The following is a 19,891-nucleotide window of genomic DNA, read 5'->3' on the forward strand; positions in this document are numbered from 1 at the left end:
AGCCCTTGCATGGTGGATTATCGTCGCATCGTCGCCATCGCCGCTAGTGCGTCCCGCATGCTGGTTTGGGTCAGTTGCCGGTTTGACAGTTGCTGCACCTGCAGCGTGATGTTGGTGAGGTTGAGTACTTGCTGCGCGTCGCCGGTGATGCGCGCGGTTTGCATCAGGCTGCCGGTCTGCGCATTCTGCGTGGCGCTGCCCGCGGCCGATTGAATGGCCACCGAGACGCCACCGCCAGCAGCGATCGTGGCACTGGCAGTGATGCCGTTGCCCTGAGCCACTTGCGGTGCCGGGTTGCTGTTGCCCGTCGCCGCCTGGATGGGCGCGGTCTGCGTCGTGATGGTACTGACGTTGCTGGCTGAGTTGGCGTCGCCCGCGATCTGCGTGACCTGGCCCACGCCCGCCACCTGCACCGCGGAGCTGGCCACGCCGCCATTGCCCTGCACGTTGCCTGGCGCCAGGCTCTGCACCTGCGCCGACAGGCTCGCGGTGGCCTGGGAAACCGCCCTGGCGGCGGCCAGGTTGGCGGCCGCCACGCGCGCGCTCGCCGTCGCGATCGCCGTGTCGTTCTGCCAGCGCGAGACCATCTCCACCACGAAGCCGCTGACCAGGCTTGCACCCATGTATTTGCCGCGCACGGCCGCCAGTTCGTCGTCACCGACGAGCTCTGCCATGACCGGCGAGGCTACCACCGCGCTCAAGTCGTCCGTCACGGCAGAGGCGCGGGCGGCGGCCGATGCGGTCAGCGCCACGCTGGCCGAGCAGCTCAGGCAGAGGAGGCGAAGCGCGGCGTCCATGTCAGAAGTAGTCCATCCGGATCAGGCCAAAGTCCAGCGCTGCGGGCACCATGCCCCCGGCCAGCGCGGCGTTGGTCCGCTCGCGCAGGGCGGGCGCGGTGATGTTGAGCAGCGGCGAGTTCGGGTCGAACGGCCGGCCGACGATGGCGAACACCAGGCCGTTCCAGTTGGCCGCGAAGTCCTCCTCCTTGATGATGCGGTTCCCCAGCGCAGGATCGGCGACGAACACGCGCCCGTCTATTGCCTTGCGCACCACCACGAAATGCAGGTAGCCGTTGACGTCGAGCAGGGTGATGACGGGGATCTTGAGTTGCCGCAGGGCGCTGTAGTCGACCCGGAAACCTCGTCCGCGCAGGCCGAGCGTCTCCACGTAGTTGCGCATGTCGAGCATGGAGAAGCCGTTCTTGACCACGGTGTCGGCGTCGGCGATGCGCAGCATGTCCTCGACGATCCTGGGCTCCGCCAGGTCAAAGCCATAGCCGTAGCGCAGCAGCGTACCCACCGCGGCCGCACCGCAACTGAAGTCAAGTTGCTGGCGCATCATGTTCTGGTAGCGCATCTCGAGCATGCTCTTGACAGGCTTCCTGAGCATCGGCTGGCCGTCGATGTCGATCGTCATCGTGCTCTGACCGTGAGCGCTGAGTGCCGCTGCTAGCAGCACGCATGCCCCGGCCATGCGGAATAGCGCGCGCATGACACATCCCCCCGTTGGGCGGGATGAGCCGGTAACCCCCCGGTACCCGGCTCTCCTGCCGCGTTTATCCTGCTTCAATGGGCCGCGGTGGAAATCGCGAGCCCGTTGCTCTGTGCATTGCCGGCGCCAGCGGCGATGTTGACGCCGATATTGCCGACTGCGTTGACCAGGGCGCTGCCACTGAGCGTGGCAGCGTTGCTCGGCCGGCAGCCGCACATGGACAGATCGTTGCCGTAAGTCGTCTGGTCGTTTGAGGCGGTGGCCTTGGCCAGCACGCCGACTGGCGCACCGTTGCGGCCACCGCTGTTGCCGCTGCCCGTATTGACCGAGGCAGCCAGCGAATTGCTCTGCAGGTTGCCGGCGCCGGCAGCGATGTTCACACCGACATTGCCCTTGGCCCCGGCCAGCATGTTGTCGCCCATGCTGGCGCTGTTCGCCGCGCCGACCATATGCACGCCGTTATGCCCGGTCTTCTGGCTGGAGAAAACCTGCGCAGAGGCGAACACGTCCGACGCATCGATGCTGGCCAGCGCGGCCTGGTTGGATTGGCCATTACCCGCCCCCGCGGAAATGTTCACGCCGATATTGCCTTGCGCATTGAACAGCGCGTTGCCGCCGCCGGATGCGCTATTGCTGGAAGGGCCGATGCGCACGTTATTGTCGCGCGCGCTCTGCTGGCTGTTGACCACCGCGCCCGATTCGGACTTGAAGCGGATGTCGCCCCAGGCAAAGCCGAGGCCACGGACGTAGATGTCGTTGCTGATGGCGGTCTGGTTGAAGATATCGGCATCGTCCGCCCGATCGAAATAGCTGAAGCCGCCGGCAAACACACTGGTGGAAAGCGCGGTTATCGCTGCGATGGCGAGGATTTTCGTTTTCATGATTTTCTCCTTCCCTGCTTAAAAAAAAGTGCCCGCCGGGGGACGGAGCACAAAAACGTTGGACGAGATATTCCCCGATCCTGCCGTCTGGTTCAGCTGCACCAGGCCCGTCGCGTTGCGGTAGGCATCCGGCTGGATGACTGCCTCGCGGGGTCCCGCTGCGTGGCCCGCTGAACCCGGGCGACTCCCTCCGGCCGATTCCGCGGCGAGCAGGCCGTCGGAGATGGCTTCGATCCTTACGCTGGCGGCCGGCGCCAGCACTGCCGCGTTGCTTTGCAGGTTGCCGTTGCCGCTGGCCACGTTGGCGCTCAGCAGTCCGCTGCCATTGGCGAATGCGCCGTTGCCGATCTGGCTCACGGCGCCGCCCGCGGGGACGGACGCGCCAGCGTGCTGGCGCGACTGCACCGTAGCGCTGCCAATGTCCGCGATGGCAGCCTGGTTGCTTTGCGCGTTGCCGCTGCCGGCGGCCAGGTTAACTGCGGCGCGCCCGGCAACGCCGGCGAGCGCGCCCGGATCGATGCGCGCGCTGTCGGTGTCGGTGCCCTGGGCGTGGGATGGGAGGCTGGCCAGCAACAGACTGGCCAGAACGGCAGCATGGGTAAGAGTCATGGCCGGCCCCCCACCGCGAGCGGCGCCAGCGCGCGCATCAGGGCGCCGCTCATGCTGCCGGTAGCTTGCGCGACCTGGCCGGCGATGCCGCCCGAGACGCCTCCAGCACCACTGCCGTTGGCCAGGCCCTCGATCTGGCTGGACACCACGGCCAGCCGCCCGGTGGCAGGCTGGCCGGCGCCGGACACGGCGGTGCCGCCGATGCTGCGGCCCACCGCGGCAGCGAGATCGCTGTCGGTCAGGTCGCTCACCACGGCGGCTGCGGATTGCTGGAAACGGGCGGACGGAAACGGCTCGACAGCGGCTGCTACCGGCATGTCCCCCTGCGGAATGCCGCGATAGGCAATGTGCGGCTCGACGCTGCGCAGAACGACGATATCGCCTGGATCTGCACTCGCGGAGAAGGAAGCAAAGGCGGCGACAAAAGCTGCAAGACCGAGGGCGCAGGCCGCGCCAGCCGATACGAGCGCCTTCGTGCCGTCATTCGCGCAGGCGGCTGACGCATGGCAGAACTCACTCCCGCGTTGTAGGAATCGTCGCGTCATTTTTTTATATCTCCCTGTGCGGAGCAGAGCGACAAGCGTGCCAATACCCTGGGATCCAGCGCCGGCAAGGGTTTGCGGGTGTGTTGCCAGATCGTGTGTAAGTTCCCCGCAAAAGGGGGGACATTTTGGTTGCAGCACTGAAACACGCTGTTGGCAGTGAAGCCGGTTGTAAGCTATTGCCGATCTGCCGCCCAGCCATGATGGATCAGGCCAGACGCCGCGCCATGTGTGCCCCGACGGGCGGGCGGGCGCCGGTTACATTGCTGAAACAGGGCCCGCGGCGGCTGCCGTGCCCGCCTGCCTTTGCTGCCGGCCGCTTTTGTGCCCCGCAGCCCCCGTTTTGCCACGCGCAACGCCGTCCGGGGGTGCGATGGTCCCTACGCAGAAACGGGTACGCCCTGAGCTTGCAGGAGCATGGGTGCCACGCCGGCCGCACCGGCCACGCCGGCCTGCCCTGCGTGGTTGCGAAGCTGGCGATGCGCTCAGGCTGGCGCGCCTGGCAGGCCCGGCGTTGTGCCGCCGGCTTGTTGCGCGAGTCCGCTGGAGATCGGCTTGGGGCCCGGCTGGCTGCGTTCGCAACCAGCGGCGGCGAGCAGGCCGAGCGCCAGGAAGACGGCGGTCCCAAGGCGGCGGATGGTCCTTCTGTTCATGGTGCCTCCTTCCGACTGTCAAAGGGTTGCGTGCTGGAGGACGGAGCTTGCACGTTGGGGATGGCGCTCAACGGTCCGGTGGCGCCGTGCGCGCGCGGCGAAATGGCGCCTTGCCCGTCTTTCAGTCTAGCTGCTGGTGCCGGGATCGGGCCAAAACCGGGCCGCGGGCGGCTTGGGCAAAGCGTGCGATGGGCGGTATCATGAACCCTGGAGCGGAGAACAAGACGGGAGTGACTGCATTGGAGTCGCATCATGTTGCGCTACGCCATGGTTTTCTTCGTCATTGCCGTGATTGCCGCCTTGTTTGGCTTTGGCGGCATTTCCGCCTGGGCGGCCGCGTTCGCCAAGATTGTCTTCCTCATCTTCATCGTGCTGTTCATGGTGTCGCTGATATGGGGCCTGAGCAAGGACCGGCGCTAGCGCCGCCTATGACAACGGCGCTCATGGCCCCGCTCCTGCGGGGCCGCTCGCCGGCGCCGATCAATAACGGGATCCACGCGTGAATCCAGCTGATTCCCCCGACCGGTCCCTGGACCACAAGCCGCCCAGGCAACGCCCGGGCGGCAATGGCAGCTGGTTGCCCGATCGCCATACCGCCGCGCACACGGTCAGCGTGGTGCTGGCCGCGATACGCTCGTGGCTGGCGCACCGTGCCGCCAGCAAGGGCGCGGCGCTGTCCTTCTATATGCTTTTCTCGATGGCACCGATTCTGGTGCTGGTGATTTCCATTGCCGGCCTCTTCTTCGGCGCGGAGGCGGCACGCGGCGAAATATTCGCCCAGATCGAGGGCCTGGTCGGCGCCCAGGGCGCGGCGGCCGTCCAGCAAATCCTTGCCGCCACGCATCGCGCCGGCGGTAGCGGGGTGGCCGCCGCTATCGCCACCGGCATCCTGTTCGTCGGCGCCACCAGCGCCTTTGCCGAGCTAAAGGGCAGCCTGGACGAGATCTGGCAAGCGCCCGTGCCGCAAGGCGCGGGCTGGCAGCAATTGCTGCGTGCGCGTCTGTTGTCGTTCAGCCTGGTGCTGGTGCTGGGCTTCATGTTGCTGGTGTCGCTGATCGTCAATGCCGCGCTGGCCGTGATCGACCGCTTCTGGGGGCAGTTGTGGACGCAATCGTGGTTTGCGCCGGTCGCCGAAGCGCTCTCTGCGGCATTTTCCTTTTGCGTGGTCACTTTGCTGTTCGCCGTGATCTTCAAGATGCTGCCCAACGCGCGCATCGCCTGGCGCGATGTGATCATGGGGGCTGTCATTACCGCCCTGCTGTTCGCGGTGGGCAAGCGGCTGATTGGCCTCTACCTGGGCAATAGTGCCGTGGCTACGTCTTACGGCGCGGCCGGCTCGGTGGTGGCGTTGATGTTGTGGGTGTATTATTCGGCGCAAATTTTCTTCTTCGGTGCCGAACTCACTCGCCAGTACGCGCTGCAATTCGGCAGCCTGAGAGGGCAAAGCGGCGGCGTGCCGCCCGATCCTCGCGCCGCTGGTCCCGCGAACCGGTAAAATACGGCCCGATTCCCTTCGTGCATGCCCGCAGTGCCCGGCCCCCGACCGCAAGCTGATGGTCGCGCCGGCCCCTGGCGCCGGTCCGCTGCGCCCCGGGCCCTTATTTCATCTTCTGTTTGCCGAATCCACTGCCGTGAGCTCGCTCGTATCCGAAATTGCGCGTCGTCGCACCTTTGCCATCATTTCGCACCCTGACGCGGGTAAGACGACCCTGACCGAAAAACTGCTGTGGTTCGGCGGCGCCATCCAGGTCGCGGGCGAAGTGCGCGCGCGCAAGGCCGACCGCCATGCCACCTCCGACTGGATGGAGCTGGAAAAGCAGCGCGGCATTTCGGTGACCTCCTCGGTGATGCAGTTCCCCTACCAGGAGAACATCATCAACCTGCTCGATACGCCGGGCCACGAGGACTTTTCGGAAGACACCTACCGCACGCTGACCGCGGTGGACTCCGCTGTGATGGTGATCGACTCGGTCAATGGCGTCGAAGCCCAGACCATCAAGCTGCTCAATGTCTGCCGCCTGCGCGACACGCCCATCATCACCTTCATCAACAAGCTCGACCGTGAAGGCCGCTCGCCCATCGAGCTGCTCGACGAAATCGAGGACGTGCTGAAGATGCAGTGCGCGCCGATGACCTGGCCGATCGGCATGGGCAAGTCTTTCCGCGGTGTGTACCACCTGATCGACGACCGCGTGCAGTTGTTCGATCCGCACGGCGACAAGGGCACCTCGGCCATCGTCCAGGGGCTGGACAACCCGGAGCTGGACCGCGTGCTGGGCAGCCAGGCGGAGGAACTGCGCATCGAGATCGAACTCGTGCGCGGCGCTTCGCATGCCTTCGACAAGGACGCCTTCCTCAGCGGCAAGCAGACGCCGGTGTATTTCGGCTCGGCCGTCAACAACTTTGGCGTGCAATCGCTGCTCGACGCGCTGTGCGCGCTGGCGCCGCCGCCGCAGGCGCGCCATACCGAGTCGCGCGTGGTGGAGCCGCAGGAGCCCAGGTTCACCGGATTCGTGTTCAAGATCCAGGCCAATATGGACCCGCGCCACCGCGACCGCATTGCCTTCGTGCGCGTGTGTTCGGGCCGTTTCGAGCGCGGCATGAAGCTGCTGCACGTGTCCACCGGCAAGACCATGGCGATCAATAACGCCATCACCTTCATGTCGCAGGACCGCAATACGACCGAAGAGGCCTATGCCGGCGACATCATCGGCGTGCCCAACCACGGCACCATCCGTCTGGGCGACGTGTTCAGCGAGGGCGAAGCGCTCAAGTTCACGGGCATTCCTTCGTTCGCGCCCGAGTTCTTCCGCCGCGCGCGACTGAACAACCCGCTGAAGGTCAAGCAACTGCAAAAGGGTTTGCAGCAGCTGGCCGAGGAAGGCGCCACGCAGATGTTCCGCCCGATCGCTTCCAACGACCTGGTGCTGGGCGCCGTGGGTATCCTGCAGTTCGACGTGGTGGCGCACCGCCTGGAGCATGAGTACGGCGTCGACGCGATTTTCGAGTCGCACGATTGCGCCACGGCGCGCTGGCTCAAGGGCGATCCCGCGGAGATCGACAAGCTGATCGAAAAGGCCGGCCACAACGTGGCGCTCGACGGCGCGGGCGACCACGTCTACCTGGCGCCCAGCATGGTCAACCTGCGCCTGACGCAGGAGCGCTTTCCCAATCTGCAGTTCATGGAAACGCGCGAGATCGTCTGAGGCCGGGTGTCATGGACGAACGCCGCCCGCCCCGGGCGGCGTTCGTCAGTTCACGCGCAGCAGGAAGTGCAGCACCAGCGCGCCGCCCGAACACAGTACCACCGCATTGACCATGCGCAGGAACTGCTCGCGCGACAAGCGCAGCGTGATCCTGCGCCCGGCCCACAGGCCCAGCGCCATTGCCGGCGCCAGCATCAGCGCCAGCTTGAGGATGGCCGCGCCCGCATACACTCCCGCCAGCGCGAACAGCACCAGCCGCGTCAGCGTGCTTACGCCGATCAGCGTCGATTGCGTCATGCGCATCGCGTCCTTGCCCAGCCGTCCCGACAGGTAGATCGCATACAGGAAACCGCCGCTGCCGAACATGGCCGAGCAGATGCCGCCACCCAGCCCGAAAGGGAGCGCCGCGCGCGGCGTGAAGCCCGCCGGGCGCCTGCCGGCAAGCGACCAGACCGCGTAGGCCATGGCGAACATGCCCAGCAGCAGCGGCAGCAGATCCGATTGCAGCTTGAGCAGCAACGCGGCGCCTGCCAGGCTGCCGGCCAGCATGCAGGGCAGCAAGCGGCCAAGCTCGGCGCGGTCCGCGGCGCGGCCATCGCGCAGCAAGGCAAAGGCGGCGGCGCTGCAGTCCATCAGCGCCAGCAGAGGCACGATCTGGCTGACCGGGATCAGGTAGGCCAGCAGCGGTCCCGCCACCAGCGCGGTGCCAAAGCCCGCCATGCCGAAGATCACATAAGCGCCGGTAATTGCCAGGCACATGGCGAGGTAGGCCGGCAGGGAAAAGCCAGGGAGCAGGAAGGAAAGGGAGGGGAGTTCCACGATAGGCTGAGTCTGGGTTGCGTGCCCCACAGCATAGGGACGCGCCCACCGGCGGACCAATATCAAAGCGCCCCGCGATCCATCGCAAAGCGGCATGGCAGGGTGCTGGGCGCGGCGCCCGCGCCATGGCACACTGCGCCGGGGCGGCGCCAATCCCGTCATCGCAGTCCGCAATCCCGGCTCGCGGCCCCGCGCACGACCCGGCCGGGCATGAGCCCGTCCTCCAATGAGCCTGTCCCTGAATGAGCCCGTCCCTCAAGCAGTTGCGTTATTTCGTGGAAATCGTCGATGCCGGCAGTTTCAGCCTGGCCGCCGAGCGGCTCTTTATTGCCCAGTCGGCGCTGAGCCGGCAGATCAAGGAACTGGAGGCCATGTTGCAGGTGGTGCTGCTGGTGCGCAAGGCGCGCCATGTGGAAACCACGCCGGCCGGCCGCGCTTTCCATGAAGCCGCCCGCAGCATCCTGGCCGAGCTGACCGAGGCGTCGGCGCAGGCGCGCCAGGTCGAGCGCGGAGAACAGGGCACGGTGCGCCTGCTGCATTCGAGTTCGGTGCCGCTGACGCCAGCCTGCACGGCAGTGTTGCGCGAGTACCAGGCCGGCCATCCGGGGATTCGCCTTGAAGTCTCGCAGGCGTCCAGCGAACAGCAGGCGCTTGAGATCGAGGAAGGCCGCGCCGATCTTGGCCTGGCGCGCGAGCCGTTGCTGCGCCGGCTGCCCCGCGTCAACGTCGATCCGCTCTACAGCGAACGTCTCGAACTGGCGGTAAGCTGCGCGCACCCGCTGGCGCGGGAGGACCAAATCGCGCTGGAGGCCTTGCGGGAGCAACCTTTCGTGTCGCTGCCGCATCCGGATCGCGGCGGCCTGAGCCAGCGCGTGGCGCAGTGCTGCCTGGAGAGCGGCTTCTACCCGCGGGCCGCCGCGGCGATCTCGCGCAAGCTGTCGCAACTGGCGCTGGTGGAGGCCGGGTTTGGCGTGGCCCTGGTGCCGGCTTCGCTCGGGCGCATGGCGCCGCCGGGGGTGCGCTTCGTGCCGCTGGCCGATGCCGGCTGCGACACGCGCGTGGTGTTGCTGTCGCGGCGCGATGCCGCGCCAGCCGCCGCGGCGCTGGCCAGCCGCCTGCGCGCGGCGCTGCCTGCTCAATAAGCCAGCGAGGCCTGGCTGGCCCAGAACTTGGCGTCATTGGGGCTATCGAGCCTGTTGCCTGCCACCGTAACGGTATTGAGCGTGCTTTCGGCGCTGAAAGCGCCAGTGGCCTGCGGTGCGCTTGCGGCATCGGGTGCGGTCACGGCGCCAGGGGTGCCGCCGCATCGAGTGGCGCATTATTAATACGAATGATTCTCGAAGCAAATCGCATTTTTTCGCTCTGTAGCGATATTGCATCATTGTTGATACATGGTGGTGGCGCACGGACGCGATGCATGCGCCTGCATGCATCGCGGGGCTCGGATAGAATCCGAAACTTGCGGGAACTGGTCTGGGAAATTGCCTGGGAAACGGCCCGGTAGCCGGTGCGTGGTTTTGGCTGCTATGCGAGTCGTTTCAGGCGCTTTTCAGCGTTTCCCGCCGAGTGAGGCAAGCAAGCGCTTTGCCTCGCCGCCCGCCCCGTCATCACCGCCATCCATGCCGACCCCTGCTACTGCTCCGGCCACCGCGCCGGACTCTGTTTTTCGCGACCCTTCATTTCGGCTGTTCTGGTTTGCCCGCCTGTGCACCACCATCGGCTATCAGATCTTCACGGTGGCCGTGGGCTGGCAGATGTATGACCTCACCCGCGATCCCTTCATGCTCGGCATGGTGGGCCTGGTGCAGTTCCTGCCCTCGGTGATGCTCCTGCTGGTGTCAGGCCATGTGGCGGACCGTTTCGACCGGCGCCTGATCGTACGGACCTGCCAGACGCTGGAAGCGCTGATTGCGGTGTCGATGGCGGTGGCGAGCCTGAAGGGCTGGATCACGCGCGATCACATCTTTGTCTTCGTGGCCCTGATCGGCGCCACCCGCGCATTCGAGACGCCGACCCTGCAAGCGCTGCTGCCCAGCGTGGTCACGCCGCGCCAGCTTCCGCGCGCAGTGGCCTTGTCCAGTTCCGCCACGCAGACGGCCATCATCATCGGCCCCGCGCTGGGCGGCTTTGCCTATGTGGCCGGCCCCGGCGTGGTCTACGCCATCAGCGCCACGCTGTTCGCCGTGGCCGCCTGCCTGGTGAGCGTGCTCAAGCTGCGCCAGGCCGCGCAGCGGCTGACCACGCCGGTCAGCATCGCCACGCTGTTTGCCGGTTTCTCCTATATCCGCAGCCGTCCGGTGCTGCTCGGCGCGATCTCGCTGGATCTGTTTGCCGTGCTGCTGGGCGGCGCCACCGCGCTGCTGCCCATCTATGCACGCGACATCCTCCACACCGGGCCCTGGGGCCTTGGCCTGCTGCGCTCGTCGCCCGCCGTCGGCGCGTTGGTAACCGCGCTGTGGCTGGCACATCACCCGATGAACCGCCGCGTGGGACGCGTGATGTTCGGCGCGGTGGCCGTGTTCGGCGTGGCCACCATGGTGTTCGGCGTCTCGCACTGGCTGCCGCTGTCGATGGCCGCGCTGGTCATGCTCGGCGCTTCCGACATGATCAGCGTGGTGGTGCGGTCCACCCTGGTCCAGCTCGATACGCCCGACGATATGCGCGGGCGCGTGGGGGCCGTCAACTCCGTGTTCATCGGGGCATCCAACCAGCTTGGCGAGTTCGAGTCGGGCGTCACGGCCGCACTGCTCGGGCCGGTCGGCGCGGTGTTGCTGGGTGGCATCGGCACACTGGTGGTCGTGGCGGTGTGGATGCGCCTGTTCCCCTCGCTGGCCTCGCGCGACCGCTTGCACGATCACCCTTTGACGGCCTGAACGCCGGCCGGGCGGCGCCCTGCGGTCCGGCCGCACCGGTTGATTGCGCCTCCCGCACCCAAAGCGTACCCAATTCTGCGTGCCTCGACGGCGCCGTCCGGGCCCCGGAATGCGCCACTCTCCGATCCCGCACCATGCCGCGTGCGCCGAAAATATGCTGCTTGCGCCGCTTTGCAGCGCGATGCCATGCACGCATGAAAGTATCTGAAATGGCACTCAGGCGAATTTTTTTGAACCGGCGCGAGCCCTTGTCCACCAAGGGCTCGCGCCGGTTCGGCAGCCTGCCTCCGCGTAATTCGGGGAAACCAAAGCCCCGCTCATTTGTCCTGAAAGTATCCCCAATTTCAATCAACTGTAGGTGATCGTCAGACATCCGGTCAGACGGTCGCGGGCAGACCAGAACACCGCGCCATGAGAAAACAATAGACGGCGCGGTGTTTGGGCTTTGGCAGTCCCATTGGACGTCCCGATACCGCCAGTGACAGGAGAGCGTCCGGACATGTGTGGCATTGCTGGAGAATTACGTTTCGATCAGGTCATGGCCGACCTGCACGTCGTCGCCGTCATGACGCGCGACCAGGCGCCGCGCGGCCCCGACGGAGAAGGCCTGTTCAGCCTGGGCAGCCGTGCCTTCGGCCATCGCCGGCTGCGCATCATGGATTTGTCGCAGCGCGCGCACCAGCCCTTCATCGACAACGAACTGGGCCTGGGCGTCGTGTTCAACGGCGCGATCTACAACCACGAAGCGTTGCGCAAAGAACTGGCCGCCCAGGGCTACCGCTTTGCCTCGAGCGGCGATACCGAAGTCATCATCAAGGCGTGGCATGCATGGGGGCCGGCCGCGCTCGACCGCTTCGCCGGCATGTTCGCCTTCGCCCTGTGGGAGCGCGATTCCGGCGTGACCCACCTGGTGCGCGACCGCCTGGGCATCAAGCCGTTGTACTACTCGGCCACGCCGCAGCGCCTGCGCTTTGCTTCCACGCGGCCAGCCTTGCTGGCCGGCGGCGATATCAACACCACGCTTGACCCCGTAGCGCTGCATCACTACCTGAGCCTGCACGCCGCGGTCCCCGTGCCCCACACCATCCTGCAAGCCGTGCGCAAGCTGCCGCCGGCCACGCATATGTCGGTGCAGCCCGACGGCCGCACCGACAGCCGCACCTGGTGGCGGCTGGATTTCAGCCGGAAACCAGACGATCTGCAACGGCCGTTCGAGGCCTGGCGCGATCTCAGGCGCGCCACGCTGCGCGACGCCGTGCGCCGCCGCACCGTGGCCGATGTGCCGGTGGGCGTGCTGTTGTCCGGCGGGGTCGACTCCAGCCTGATCACCGGTTTGCCCGCAGAAACGGGTACGCCCGACCTGCGCACCTACGCCATCGGCTTCGAAACCGTGGACGGCGAGGCTGGTGAGGAGTTCCGGTACTCCGACCTGGTGTCTTCCGTACCAACTTCTTCCTGAACCGAACCATGAACCCGCCCGCATGCAGACACTGACAATCGACCCTTACTACCTCAAGACCACGCTGCTGGAGTTGCTCGCCATCCCCAGTCCCGCCGGGCTGACCGAGGAGATCGTGCGCTACACCGCGCGCATGCTCGACAACCTGGACATTCCGTACCAGCTCACCCGGCGCGGCACCATCCGCGCCACGCTGCGCGGCAATCGCGCACAAGCCGGGCTCGGCCCCGACTGCGCTATCGTCGCCCATCTCGATACGCTTGGCGCCATGGTGCGCGAAGTGAAGCCCAACGGCCGCCTGGCGCTCGCGCCCATCGGTACCTGGTCCAGCCGCTGGGCCGAAGGCGGGTGCGTGACGCTGTTTACCGAGAGCGGCCGGCATCGCCGCTCGGTGGTGCCCTTGCTGGCTTCGGGCCACGTATACAACGAGGCGGTGGACACGCAACCCGCCAACTGGGACCAGCTCGCGCGCAGCGAAACGCCGTTGCCTGACGCAGGCGAACTGGCGCACCGCCGGCGCGGCATCGTGAGCCGCGGATGACCAGTCTTTCCAATTTGATTGCCGGAGCCGAATCCATGGACCTCAACTTCATCGAGCCCAGAAAGCTGGAAGCAGCCTGGACCTACCTGCTGCAACTGGTGGTGCAGCAGGGCCTGAACTGCATCGCTGCCGTCCTGATCCTGATACTGGGCTGGTGGATCTCGGGCCGTGCCCGCGCCGCCGTGCTGCGCGCATTCGACCGCCCGCGCGTCGATGCCACCTTGCGTCCCATGCTGGCCAGCGTCACGCAGTGGATCGTGCGCGTGATCACGATTGTGCTGGTGCTGTCGCAATTTGGCGTGCAGACCGCCAGCATCATCGCCATGCTCGGCGCCGCCGGCCTCGCCATCGGGCTGGCTTTGCAAGGTACGCTGCAGAATATCGCCGCGGGCATCATGCTGGTGCTGCTGCGGCCGTTCCGCGTGGGCCAGTACATCGATGCCCAGGGCGTGGCGGGCACGGTGCGCGAAACCGGGCTGTTCATGACCGAGCTGACCACTTTCGACGGGGTTTGCCTGCGCGTGCCCAACGGCAAGATCTGGGGCAGCGCCATCACCAACTACAGCGAGAACCCCACGCGCCGCCTCGATATCGAGGTCACGGTCACCTTCGGCGCCGATATCCAGGCCGCGCTCGATGCGCTGCGCGCCATGCTCGCCGCGGAAGACCGCGTGCTGGCGGACCCGGCCGCCGAGGTCATGGTGATCAATTACGCGGCGCAAGGCGTGACGCTTAATGTGCGCTGCTGGCTTGCCGCCGGGGATTACTGGACCGTACGCTTCGCGTTCTACCACCGCATCAAGCTGGCGCTGGAAGCCGCCGGCTGCGCCATCGCCGTGCCGGTGCAGGAACTGCGCGTACCCGACGATGCGCAACTCGCGGTGCCCGCCGTGGCCGATGCCGCGCGCAGGCTGAGCTGAACCGTCTGGCCTGATCGCTTTCCGCCGCCGGGGCGCGCAAACGCCCCCGGCGGCGATTCTGTTTTGTGGCGCGCCCTCGTGATGCCGCCGCACTTTCGCCCCTTTGGGGCGCTCACGCGTGTCCAGGGCCCGCTGCCCGAGCGGCGGGCCCTGGCATGTATTCAAATCTGGAACTGGCATTGACGTTTGACTCCACGCCCGCACTGAACCCCACACGGAACCCATCACATATATCCCCGCGCTTTCGCGCCGTGGCGCCGCCATGCGAAAGCGCATTTTCCCCCGGCCTGCGCCGCAAGCGCGCACTGGCGCGCTGCCTGCCGGCGTTCGCCTGCGCCGCCGTACTGGCCCCGGCCGCATCGATGGCGCACGCGCAGGGCAGCCTCACGCTGTATGGCTTTGCCGATGCCGGCATCTTCCGCCCGGCGCCGGGACAGCCGGTCCAGCTCGGCACCATGCAGCGCAGCTTCTTCGGCCTGCGCGGCAGCGAGCCGCTGGGCGGCGGCTGGGCCGCCACCATGAACCTGCAGACACGTTTTGACATGGGCGACGGACGCCTTGAAGCCAGCGGTGCCACGCCGTACTTCCAGGGCGAATCCACCGTCGGCATCCGATCGCCCTATGGCGACTTGCGGTTTGGCCGCGCGCTCACCCCGATGTGGCAATACGACTGGCAGTACGACAGCTGGGACAACTTCAATCGCGTCGGCTCGGTGGCCTGGTTTGTGTACCACCCGTCCTATCGCACCGATCCGTACCGCAACGGTCCGGCGGGCGAATATTCGCGGCTGAACAACGGGGTGTTCTACGATTCGCCGAAATGGGGCGGCGTGCATGTCCACGTCTCCGCCGGCGTGGAAAAGAACGAGACGCCGGATGCCGCCGGCAACCGGGACCGCACCCGGCCGCTGGCCGCTTCGCTCAACTACGACGCGGGACCGTGGTCCGCCATGCTCACCGCCGAGCGCAATTCGGCCCGCGACAACACCTGGTTTGCCGGGCTCGCCTACGCCTTCAGCGCGGTGCGGCTGATGGCGTCGTATAGCCAGACGCATCTGAGCGCCGCCAGTCAGGCGTTTCTCGGCGATGCCAGCGCGAAACGCAGCGCGGCTACCCTCGGCGTGAACTGGCGCGTGGGCGCCGTCACGCTGAAGCTCTCCGGCGCGCGGGATTTCCAGGGCTACGGCCACGCCGGCACGACCGGTTACGTCACCAGCGGGCTGGACTATGCGCTTTCGAAACGCACCACGCTGTATGGCGCGGTGTCGTATCGCCACAGCCGGCAGGCCAGTGGCGGCACCGGGTTTGGTGCCGGCATCAGCCATAGTTTCTAAGCGGCGCGCTTCAGCCCTCCTGCGCGAACAGCGAGCACGCGCCCGCCTCGGCCGTGCTGACATGGCGCCGGAAGTTCGCGAACAGGTCGCGTCCCACGCCGTGCCGGTTGGCGGTGAGATCGGGCGGCGTCACGTCGCGCGCGGCCCACTCCGCTTCCGGCACCATCACCGTCAGCACACCGGTGTTCGCATCCACGCGCATCGGGTCGCCGTCGCGCACGCGGGCGATGCCGCCGCCGCTCAGTGCTTCGGGGCAGACGTGGATGGCGGCCGGTACCTTGCCCGACGCGCCGGACATGCGCCCGTCCGTCACCAGCGCCACGTGGAAACCGCGCTCCTGCAGCACCGTCAGCGTAGGCGTGAGCTTGTGCAGCTCCGGCATGCCACAGGCGGCCGGCCCTTGCCATGGCAGTACGGCGACGAAGTCGCGCTCCAGCTCGCCGCGCTTGAAGGCGTCGATCAGCGCATCCTGCGTATGGAACACCAGCGCGGGGGCCTCGACCACATGGTGCTCGGGCTTGACCGCCGAGATCTTGAGTACCGCGCGGCCGATATTGCCGTCGAGCAGCTTGATGCCGCCCTCGGGCGCGAATGGCTGGCTGGCAGAGCGCACCACGCTGTCGTCCAGCGGCGCTTCCGGCCCGTCGATCCAGGTGAGCCTGCCATCGCGCAGCACCGGCTCGCGGGTGTAGTCCGCCAGCCCCTTGCCCACCACCGTAGTGACATCGTCATGCAGCAGCCCGAGCTGCAGCAGGCCGCGGATCACCACGGGCAGGCCACCTGCGGCCTGGAACTGGTTCACGTCCGCGCTGCCGTTGGGGTACACGCGCGCCAGCAACGGCACCACTTCCGATAGTTCAGCGAAATCGTCCCAGCCCAGCACGATGCCGGCGGTGCGTGCCATCGCCACCAGGTGCAGCGTGTGGTTGGTGGAGCCGCCGGTGGCCAGCAGGCCGACAATGCCGTTGACGAAGGCGTGCTCGTCGAGCACGTCGGCCACGGGCGTATAGCGCTCGCCGCCATGTACCAGGCGCAGCGCCTGCCGCGCGGACTCGCGCGTGAGCGCCTCGCGCAGCGGCGTGTTCGGATTGACGAAGGCGGTGCCGGGCAGGTGCAGGCCCATGATCTCCATCAGCATCTGGTTGGAGTTGGCGGTGCCGTAGAAGGTACAGGTGCCGGGGCCATGGTAGGACTGGCTCTCCGCCTCCAGCAACTCGGCGCGGCTGATCTTGCCCTCGGCATAGCGCTGGCGCACGCGGGCCTTTTCTTCATTGCCGATGCCCGTGGTCATGGGTCCGCCGGGCACGAAGATGGCCGGCAGGTGGCCGAAGGACAGCGCGCCCATCACCAGCCCCGGCACGATCTTGTCGCACACGCCGAGGTACAGCGCGCCGTCGAACATCTGGTGCGACAGCGCCACCGCCGTGGACAGCGCGATGACATCGCGCGAGAACAGCGAGAGATCCATGCCGTCCTGACCCTGCGTCACGCCATCGCACATGGCGGGCGTGCCGCCAGCGAACTGCGCGGTGCCGCCCGCTTCCAGCGCGGCCTCCTTGAGCCATTGCGGATACTCCGCCAGCGGCTGGTGCGCCGACAGCATATCGTTGTAGGACGAAACGATGGCGAGGTTGGGGCGCTCCTGCGCCTTCAGGCGGATCTTGGCCTGCTCTGGCATGGCCGCCACGGCGTGCGCCAGGTTGGTACACGAGAGCTGGGCGCGTTCCACCTTCTGCCCCGCCATGGCGCGGGTGCGGTCCATGTAGGGCTGGCGGGTGCCAGCACTGCGCGCCACGATACGGGCGGTGACCCGTTCCAGGACTGGGTGACTTGGCATGGGGATCTCCTGCGTGGGGATGTCGTTTTTCAGCCTAGCGCACTTTGGGGCGGGGTGCACGTATGGTGCGCTGCAAGTTTTTCCTGCAAGTGCTAGACTCCGCTCCATTCTCTGGAGTTCAGGCAACATGAAGCAAGCAGCGCAACGCACCGCCATCGCAGTGTTTGCCGCGGCACCTTACGGTGAACGCGTGCTGCTGGCTATTCACGCCTAGTCTTCCGAGCGTCCGCCCGGAAGGCTGCAAGGCCGGCTCCGGGAGTGACGAAACAGCATATCGCCAACCCCGGACGGCCCGCAGGCCCTCCGGGGTTTTGTTTTTTTGTTTCGCCACCATCTGACACGCCATGCGTACCTACGACAAGCTGATCGCCACGATTCAAACCGGCCAAGGGAACGGGAGCTTGCGCTCGTCCCTTGGTGCGGTAACGGTGTCGGCTGGCGTAGCCACCGAGAAGGTTGCGTGCCGCATGCGGCATGCCGGCGCCGCCCCGCAAGCGATCCCATAGCCTCCCGGCCGCACATGCAGTCCGGGAGGCCTCGCAGATCGCCTCCCAGGGACCCAAGACACCCTGGCAGGCACACACCCGCCAGGGTGTTTGCATTGTAGGCAGCCCATCATGGAAAGCAGAAAAGAACGCACGAACGAACGCAGGAACGAACGCAGAAACCTCAGGAACATCGGCATCATCGCCCACGTCGACGCCGGCAAGACCACCACCTCGGAACGCATCCTGTTCTACACCGGCGCCAGCCACCGGCTGGGCGAGGTGCACGACGGCGCCGCCACCATGGATTTCGATCCGCAGGAGCAGGCGCGCGGCATCACCATCAACAGCGCGGCCACCACCGTGTTCTGGCGCGAGCACCAGATCAACCTGATCGATACGCCGGGCCACATCGATTTCAACATCGAAGTGAACCGCTCGCTGCGCGTGCTCGATGGCGCTGTGGTGGTGTTCGATGGTGTGGCCGGCGTGGAGCCGCAGACGGAAACCAACTGGCGCCTGGCGGACCGCTATCGCGTGCCGCGCCTCGCCTTCGTCAACAAGCTGGATCGCACCGGCGCCGATTTCCTGCGCGTGGTGGGCATGATCGAGGACCGCCTCGGCGTGGTGCCGCTCGTGCTGCAGTTGCCCATCGGCAGCGAGGGCGATTTCACTGGCGTGATCGATCTCGTCACCATGCAGGCGTTGCTTTGGCAGGGCGGTGCGGGCACGACCGGATACGTGACGCAGGCCGTGCCGGCCGCGCAGTGGGAGCAGGCGGCCGTATGGCGCGAACGTTTGCTGGAAACCCTGGCCGAGCATGACGATGCCTTGCTCGAGGATTATCTCGCCGGCCGCGTGCCGGCCGGGGACGCGCTGCGCGCGGCCATCCGGCGTGCGACGATCTCCGGCGCCGTGGTGCCGGTGCTGGCGGGATCGGCCTTCAAGAACAAGGGCGTGGAGCCGCTGCTCGACGCGGTGACGGCCTATCTGCCGGCACCCGGCGAGGTGGATCGCCATGAAGTCAGCGCGGATGCGGACCAGCCGCTGGTGGCGCTTGCCTTCAAGGTGGTGCACGACGCGCACGGCACGCTGACCTTCGTCCGCCTGTATCGCGGCAGGCTTGCCGCTGGGGACACCGTGCTCAATGCCGGCAGCGGCAAGCGTGAACGCGTGGCCCGGCTGTACGAGATGCATGCCGACCGGAAGCAGGAGCGCGATGTTGCCGTGGCGGGCGATATCGTGGCGATCGTCGGGCTCAAGGCCACCATCACCGGCGACACGCTGACCGATCCGGCGCATCCCGTGGTGCTGGAGAGCATCGAGTCGCCCGAACCGGTGATCGACGTGGCCATCGAGCCGAAATCGCAGGCGGACCAGGCTGGCTTGTCGCGCGGCTTGCAGGTGCTGGTGCAGGAGGACCCGAGCCTGCGGCTGCGGCAAGACCCGGAGAGCGGCCAGACGCTGCTGTCCGGCATGGGCGAACTGCAACTGGAAGTCACGCTGGAAAAACTGCGCACGCGGTTCAACGTGGAGGTGACCGTAGGCCGCCCGCAAGTGGCTTATCGCGAAACGCTGACCCGCGCCGCCGATGCGCGCTATCTGCATCGCAAGCAAAGCGGCGGGCCGGGCCAGTTCGCGGAAGTGCTGCTGCGTTTCGAGCCGCTGGCGCGTGGAGAAGGCCTGCGGTTCGAGAGCCGCATCACCGGCGGCGCGGTACCGCGCGAGTTCGTGCCGTCGGTGGAAGCCGGTATCCGCCGCGCGGCAGCGCAAGGCGTGCTCGCGGGCTACCCGGTGGTCGATTTCAAGGCCACCCTGCTGGACGGCAGCTACCACGAGCGCGATTCCTCGGCGCTGGCCTTCGAGACCGCGGCGGCGGCGGCCTTCCGCGAAGCCGCGCGCGATGCGCAGCCGATGGTGCTGGAGCCGGTGATGGCCGTGGAGGTGGTGACGCCCGCGGATCATGTCGGCGACGTGATCGGCGACATGCACCGGCGCCGGGGCCTGGTGCGTGGGCAGTCGCAGCGCGGCGGCGATGGCAGCGGCAACACGGCCGTGGTTGAGGCGCATGTGCCATTGGCCGGCATGTTCGGCTATATCGGCAGCTTGCGCGCGCTGACCTCGGGGCGCGCAAGCTTTGCGATGCAGTTCGATCACTATGCGGTGGCGCCAGCGAAGGCGGTGGCGGAGATCGCCATCTGACGGCAGCCGTTGAACGGGCGGGCACCAGTCTGGTGTCCG

General features: G+C 67.0%; 19 protein-coding genes. 10 read left to right on the forward strand and 9 right to left on the reverse strand.

What is annotated here, in order from left to right; all coding sequences use genetic code 11:
- Window positions 1–17 precede the first annotated feature (17 nt).
- From CF70_RS31710 to CF70_RS37135, 6 genes are all read right to left on the reverse strand, one after another.
- Window positions 18–797 (reverse strand): hypothetical protein, encoded by a 780-nt coding sequence (locus tag CF70_RS31710; protein WP_051649308.1) that lies wholly within the window; start codon window positions 795–797, stop codon window positions 18–20.
- 1 nt (window position 798) lies between these two features.
- Window positions 799–1,491: a C39 family peptidase gene (locus CF70_RS31715; protein WP_035875201.1), complete on the reverse strand. Its 693-nt coding sequence runs from the start codon at window positions 1,489–1,491 to the stop codon at window positions 799–801.
- Window positions 1,492–1,565: 74 nt separating this feature from the next.
- Window positions 1,566–2,372, reverse strand: a complete 807-nt coding sequence (locus CF70_RS31720) for a hypothetical protein (RefSeq protein ID WP_035875204.1) — start codon at window positions 2,370–2,372, stop codon at window positions 1,566–1,568.
- Between the two features lie 18 nt (window positions 2,373–2,390).
- Complete coding sequence (locus CF70_RS31725; protein ID WP_035875207.1) at window positions 2,391–2,981, reverse strand: hypothetical protein; 591 nt, start codon at window positions 2,979–2,981, stop codon at window positions 2,391–2,393.
- Window positions 2,978–3,526 (reverse strand): hypothetical protein, encoded by a 549-nt coding sequence (locus CF70_RS31730; RefSeq protein ID WP_051649311.1) that lies wholly within the window; start codon window positions 3,524–3,526, stop codon window positions 2,978–2,980. The genes CF70_RS31725 and CF70_RS31730 overlap by 4 nt, the downstream gene beginning before the upstream one ends.
- A gap of 482 nt (window positions 3,527–4,008) precedes the next feature.
- Window positions 4,009–4,176, reverse strand: a complete 168-nt coding sequence (locus CF70_RS37135) for a hypothetical protein (RefSeq protein ID WP_200876841.1) — start codon at window positions 4,174–4,176, stop codon at window positions 4,009–4,011.
- A 252-nt stretch (window positions 4,177–4,428) separates the two neighbouring features.
- On the opposite strand from CF70_RS37135, the gene CF70_RS35505 reads away from it, so the two are divergent.
- The 3 genes from CF70_RS35505 (at window position 4,429) to CF70_RS31745 (ending at window position 7,382) form a co-directional block, all read left to right on the forward strand.
- A complete protein-coding gene (locus CF70_RS35505) occupies window positions 4,429–4,596 on the forward strand; it encodes a DUF1328 domain-containing protein (protein WP_035875210.1) in 168 nt (55 codons plus the stop codon).
- 109 nt (window positions 4,597–4,705) lie between these two features.
- The gene (locus CF70_RS31740; protein WP_051649323.1) at window positions 4,706–5,671 is read left to right on the forward strand and encodes a YihY/virulence factor BrkB family protein; all 966 of its coding nucleotides are present in this window, start codon (window positions 4,706–4,708) and stop codon (window positions 5,669–5,671) included.
- A 136-nt stretch (window positions 5,672–5,807) separates the two neighbouring features.
- A complete protein-coding gene (locus CF70_RS31745) occupies window positions 5,808–7,382 on the forward strand; it encodes a peptide chain release factor 3 (RefSeq protein ID WP_035875308.1) in 1,575 nt (524 codons plus the stop codon).
- Between the two features lie 45 nt (window positions 7,383–7,427).
- Here the strand turns inward: CF70_RS31745 and CF70_RS31750 are convergent, their stop codons facing one another.
- A complete protein-coding gene (locus CF70_RS31750; protein WP_235185291.1) occupies window positions 7,428–8,201 on the reverse strand; it encodes a sulfite exporter TauE/SafE family protein in 774 nt (257 codons plus the stop codon).
- Window positions 8,202–8,443: 242 nt separating this feature from the next.
- On the opposite strand from CF70_RS31750, the gene CF70_RS31755 reads away from it, so the two are divergent.
- Window positions 8,444–9,343, forward strand: a complete 900-nt coding sequence (locus CF70_RS31755; protein ID WP_035875216.1) for a LysR family transcriptional regulator — start codon at window positions 8,444–8,446, stop codon at window positions 9,341–9,343.
- On the opposite strand, the gene CF70_RS36825 is transcribed toward CF70_RS31755, so the two are convergent.
- Window positions 9,337–9,486 (reverse strand): hypothetical protein, encoded by a 150-nt coding sequence (locus tag CF70_RS36825; RefSeq protein ID WP_160172317.1) that lies wholly within the window; start codon window positions 9,484–9,486, stop codon window positions 9,337–9,339. The two genes, CF70_RS31755 and CF70_RS36825, sit on opposite strands and share 7 nt — an antisense overlap.
- Before the next feature lie 334 nt (window positions 9,487–9,820).
- On the opposite strand from CF70_RS36825, the gene CF70_RS31760 reads away from it, so the two are divergent.
- From CF70_RS31760 to CF70_RS31780, 5 genes are all read left to right on the forward strand, one after another.
- Window positions 9,821–11,074, forward strand: a complete 1,254-nt coding sequence (locus CF70_RS31760; RefSeq protein ID WP_035875219.1) for an MFS transporter — start codon at window positions 9,821–9,823, stop codon at window positions 11,072–11,074.
- Between the two features lie 499 nt (window positions 11,075–11,573).
- A complete protein-coding gene (locus tag CF70_RS31765) occupies window positions 11,574–12,533 on the forward strand; it encodes an asparagine synthase-related protein (RefSeq protein WP_081862458.1) in 960 nt (319 codons plus the stop codon).
- A 22-nt stretch (window positions 12,534–12,555) separates the two neighbouring features.
- On the forward strand, window positions 12,556–13,074 hold the full coding sequence (locus tag CF70_RS31770; protein WP_235185292.1) for a hypothetical protein: 519 nt from the start codon (window positions 12,556–12,558) through the stop codon (window positions 13,072–13,074).
- A gap of 35 nt (window positions 13,075–13,109) precedes the next feature.
- Window positions 13,110–13,994: a mechanosensitive ion channel family protein gene (locus tag CF70_RS31775; RefSeq protein ID WP_035875320.1), complete on the forward strand. Its 885-nt coding sequence runs from the start codon at window positions 13,110–13,112 to the stop codon at window positions 13,992–13,994.
- Window positions 13,995–14,149: 155 nt separating this feature from the next.
- Complete coding sequence (locus tag CF70_RS31780) at window positions 14,150–15,328, forward strand: porin (protein WP_081862459.1); 1,179 nt, start codon at window positions 14,150–14,152, stop codon at window positions 15,326–15,328.
- Between the two features lie 10 nt (window positions 15,329–15,338).
- Here CF70_RS31780 and edd read toward each other — a convergent pair whose 3' ends face one another.
- The gene (gene edd / locus CF70_RS31785) at window positions 15,339–17,165 is read right to left on the reverse strand and encodes a phosphogluconate dehydratase (RefSeq protein ID WP_035875223.1); all 1,827 of its coding nucleotides are present in this window, start codon (window positions 17,163–17,165) and stop codon (window positions 15,339–15,341) included.
- Window positions 17,166–17,782: 617 nt separating this feature from the next.
- Between edd and fusA the strand changes: the two genes are divergently transcribed.
- Complete coding sequence (gene fusA / locus CF70_RS31790; RefSeq protein WP_051649315.1) at window positions 17,783–19,852, forward strand: elongation factor G; 2,070 nt, start codon at window positions 17,783–17,785, stop codon at window positions 19,850–19,852.
- Window positions 19,853–19,891: the final 39 nt, after the last annotated feature.

The sequence above is a fragment of the Cupriavidus sp. SK-3 genome (genome assembly GCF_000611145.1).
Lineage (GTDB): Bacteria > Pseudomonadota > Gammaproteobacteria > Burkholderiales > Burkholderiaceae > Cupriavidus.

Bases quoted from the DNA above. Each gene is read 5' to 3' on its own strand.
- CF70_RS31730 (WP_051649311.1), bottom strand. From the start codon at position 3,526: ATGACGCGACGATTCCTACAACGCGGGAGTGAGTTCTGCCATGCGTCA.
- CF70_RS31770 (WP_235185292.1), top strand. From the start codon at position 12,556: ATGCAGACACTGACAATCGACCCTTACTACCTCAAGACCACGCTGCTG.
- CF70_RS31710 (WP_051649308.1), bottom strand. From the start codon at position 797: ATGGACGCCGCGCTTCGCCTCCTCTGCCTGAGCTGCTCGGCCAGCGTG.
- CF70_RS31775 (WP_035875320.1), top strand. From the start codon at position 13,110: ATGGACCTCAACTTCATCGAGCCCAGAAAGCTGGAAGCAGCCTGGACC.
- CF70_RS31760 (WP_035875219.1), top strand. From the start codon at position 9,821: ATGCCGACCCCTGCTACTGCTCCGGCCACCGCGCCGGACTCTGTTTTT.
- CF70_RS31725 (WP_035875207.1), bottom strand. From the start codon at position 2,981: ATGACTCTTACCCATGCTGCCGTTCTGGCCAGTCTGTTGCTGGCCAGC.
- fusA (WP_051649315.1), top strand. From the start codon at position 17,783: ATGGAAAGCAGAAAAGAACGCACGAACGAACGCAGGAACGAACGCAGA.
- CF70_RS31755 (WP_035875216.1), top strand. From the start codon at position 8,444: ATGAGCCCGTCCCTCAAGCAGTTGCGTTATTTCGTGGAAATCGTCGAT.
- CF70_RS35505 (WP_035875210.1), top strand. From the start codon at position 4,429: ATGTTGCGCTACGCCATGGTTTTCTTCGTCATTGCCGTGATTGCCGCC.
- CF70_RS31780 (WP_081862459.1), top strand. From the start codon at position 14,150: ATGTATTCAAATCTGGAACTGGCATTGACGTTTGACTCCACGCCCGCA.
- CF70_RS31765 (WP_081862458.1), top strand. From the start codon at position 11,574: ATGTGTGGCATTGCTGGAGAATTACGTTTCGATCAGGTCATGGCCGAC.
- CF70_RS31720 (WP_035875204.1), bottom strand. From the start codon at position 2,372: ATGAAAACGAAAATCCTCGCCATCGCAGCGATAACCGCGCTTTCCACC.
- edd (WP_035875223.1), bottom strand. From the start codon at position 17,165: ATGCCAAGTCACCCAGTCCTGGAACGGGTCACCGCCCGTATCGTGGCG.
- CF70_RS31715 (WP_035875201.1), bottom strand. From the start codon at position 1,491: ATGCGCGCGCTATTCCGCATGGCCGGGGCATGCGTGCTGCTAGCAGCG.
- CF70_RS37135 (WP_200876841.1), bottom strand. From the start codon at position 4,176: ATGAACAGAAGGACCATCCGCCGCCTTGGGACCGCCGTCTTCCTGGCG.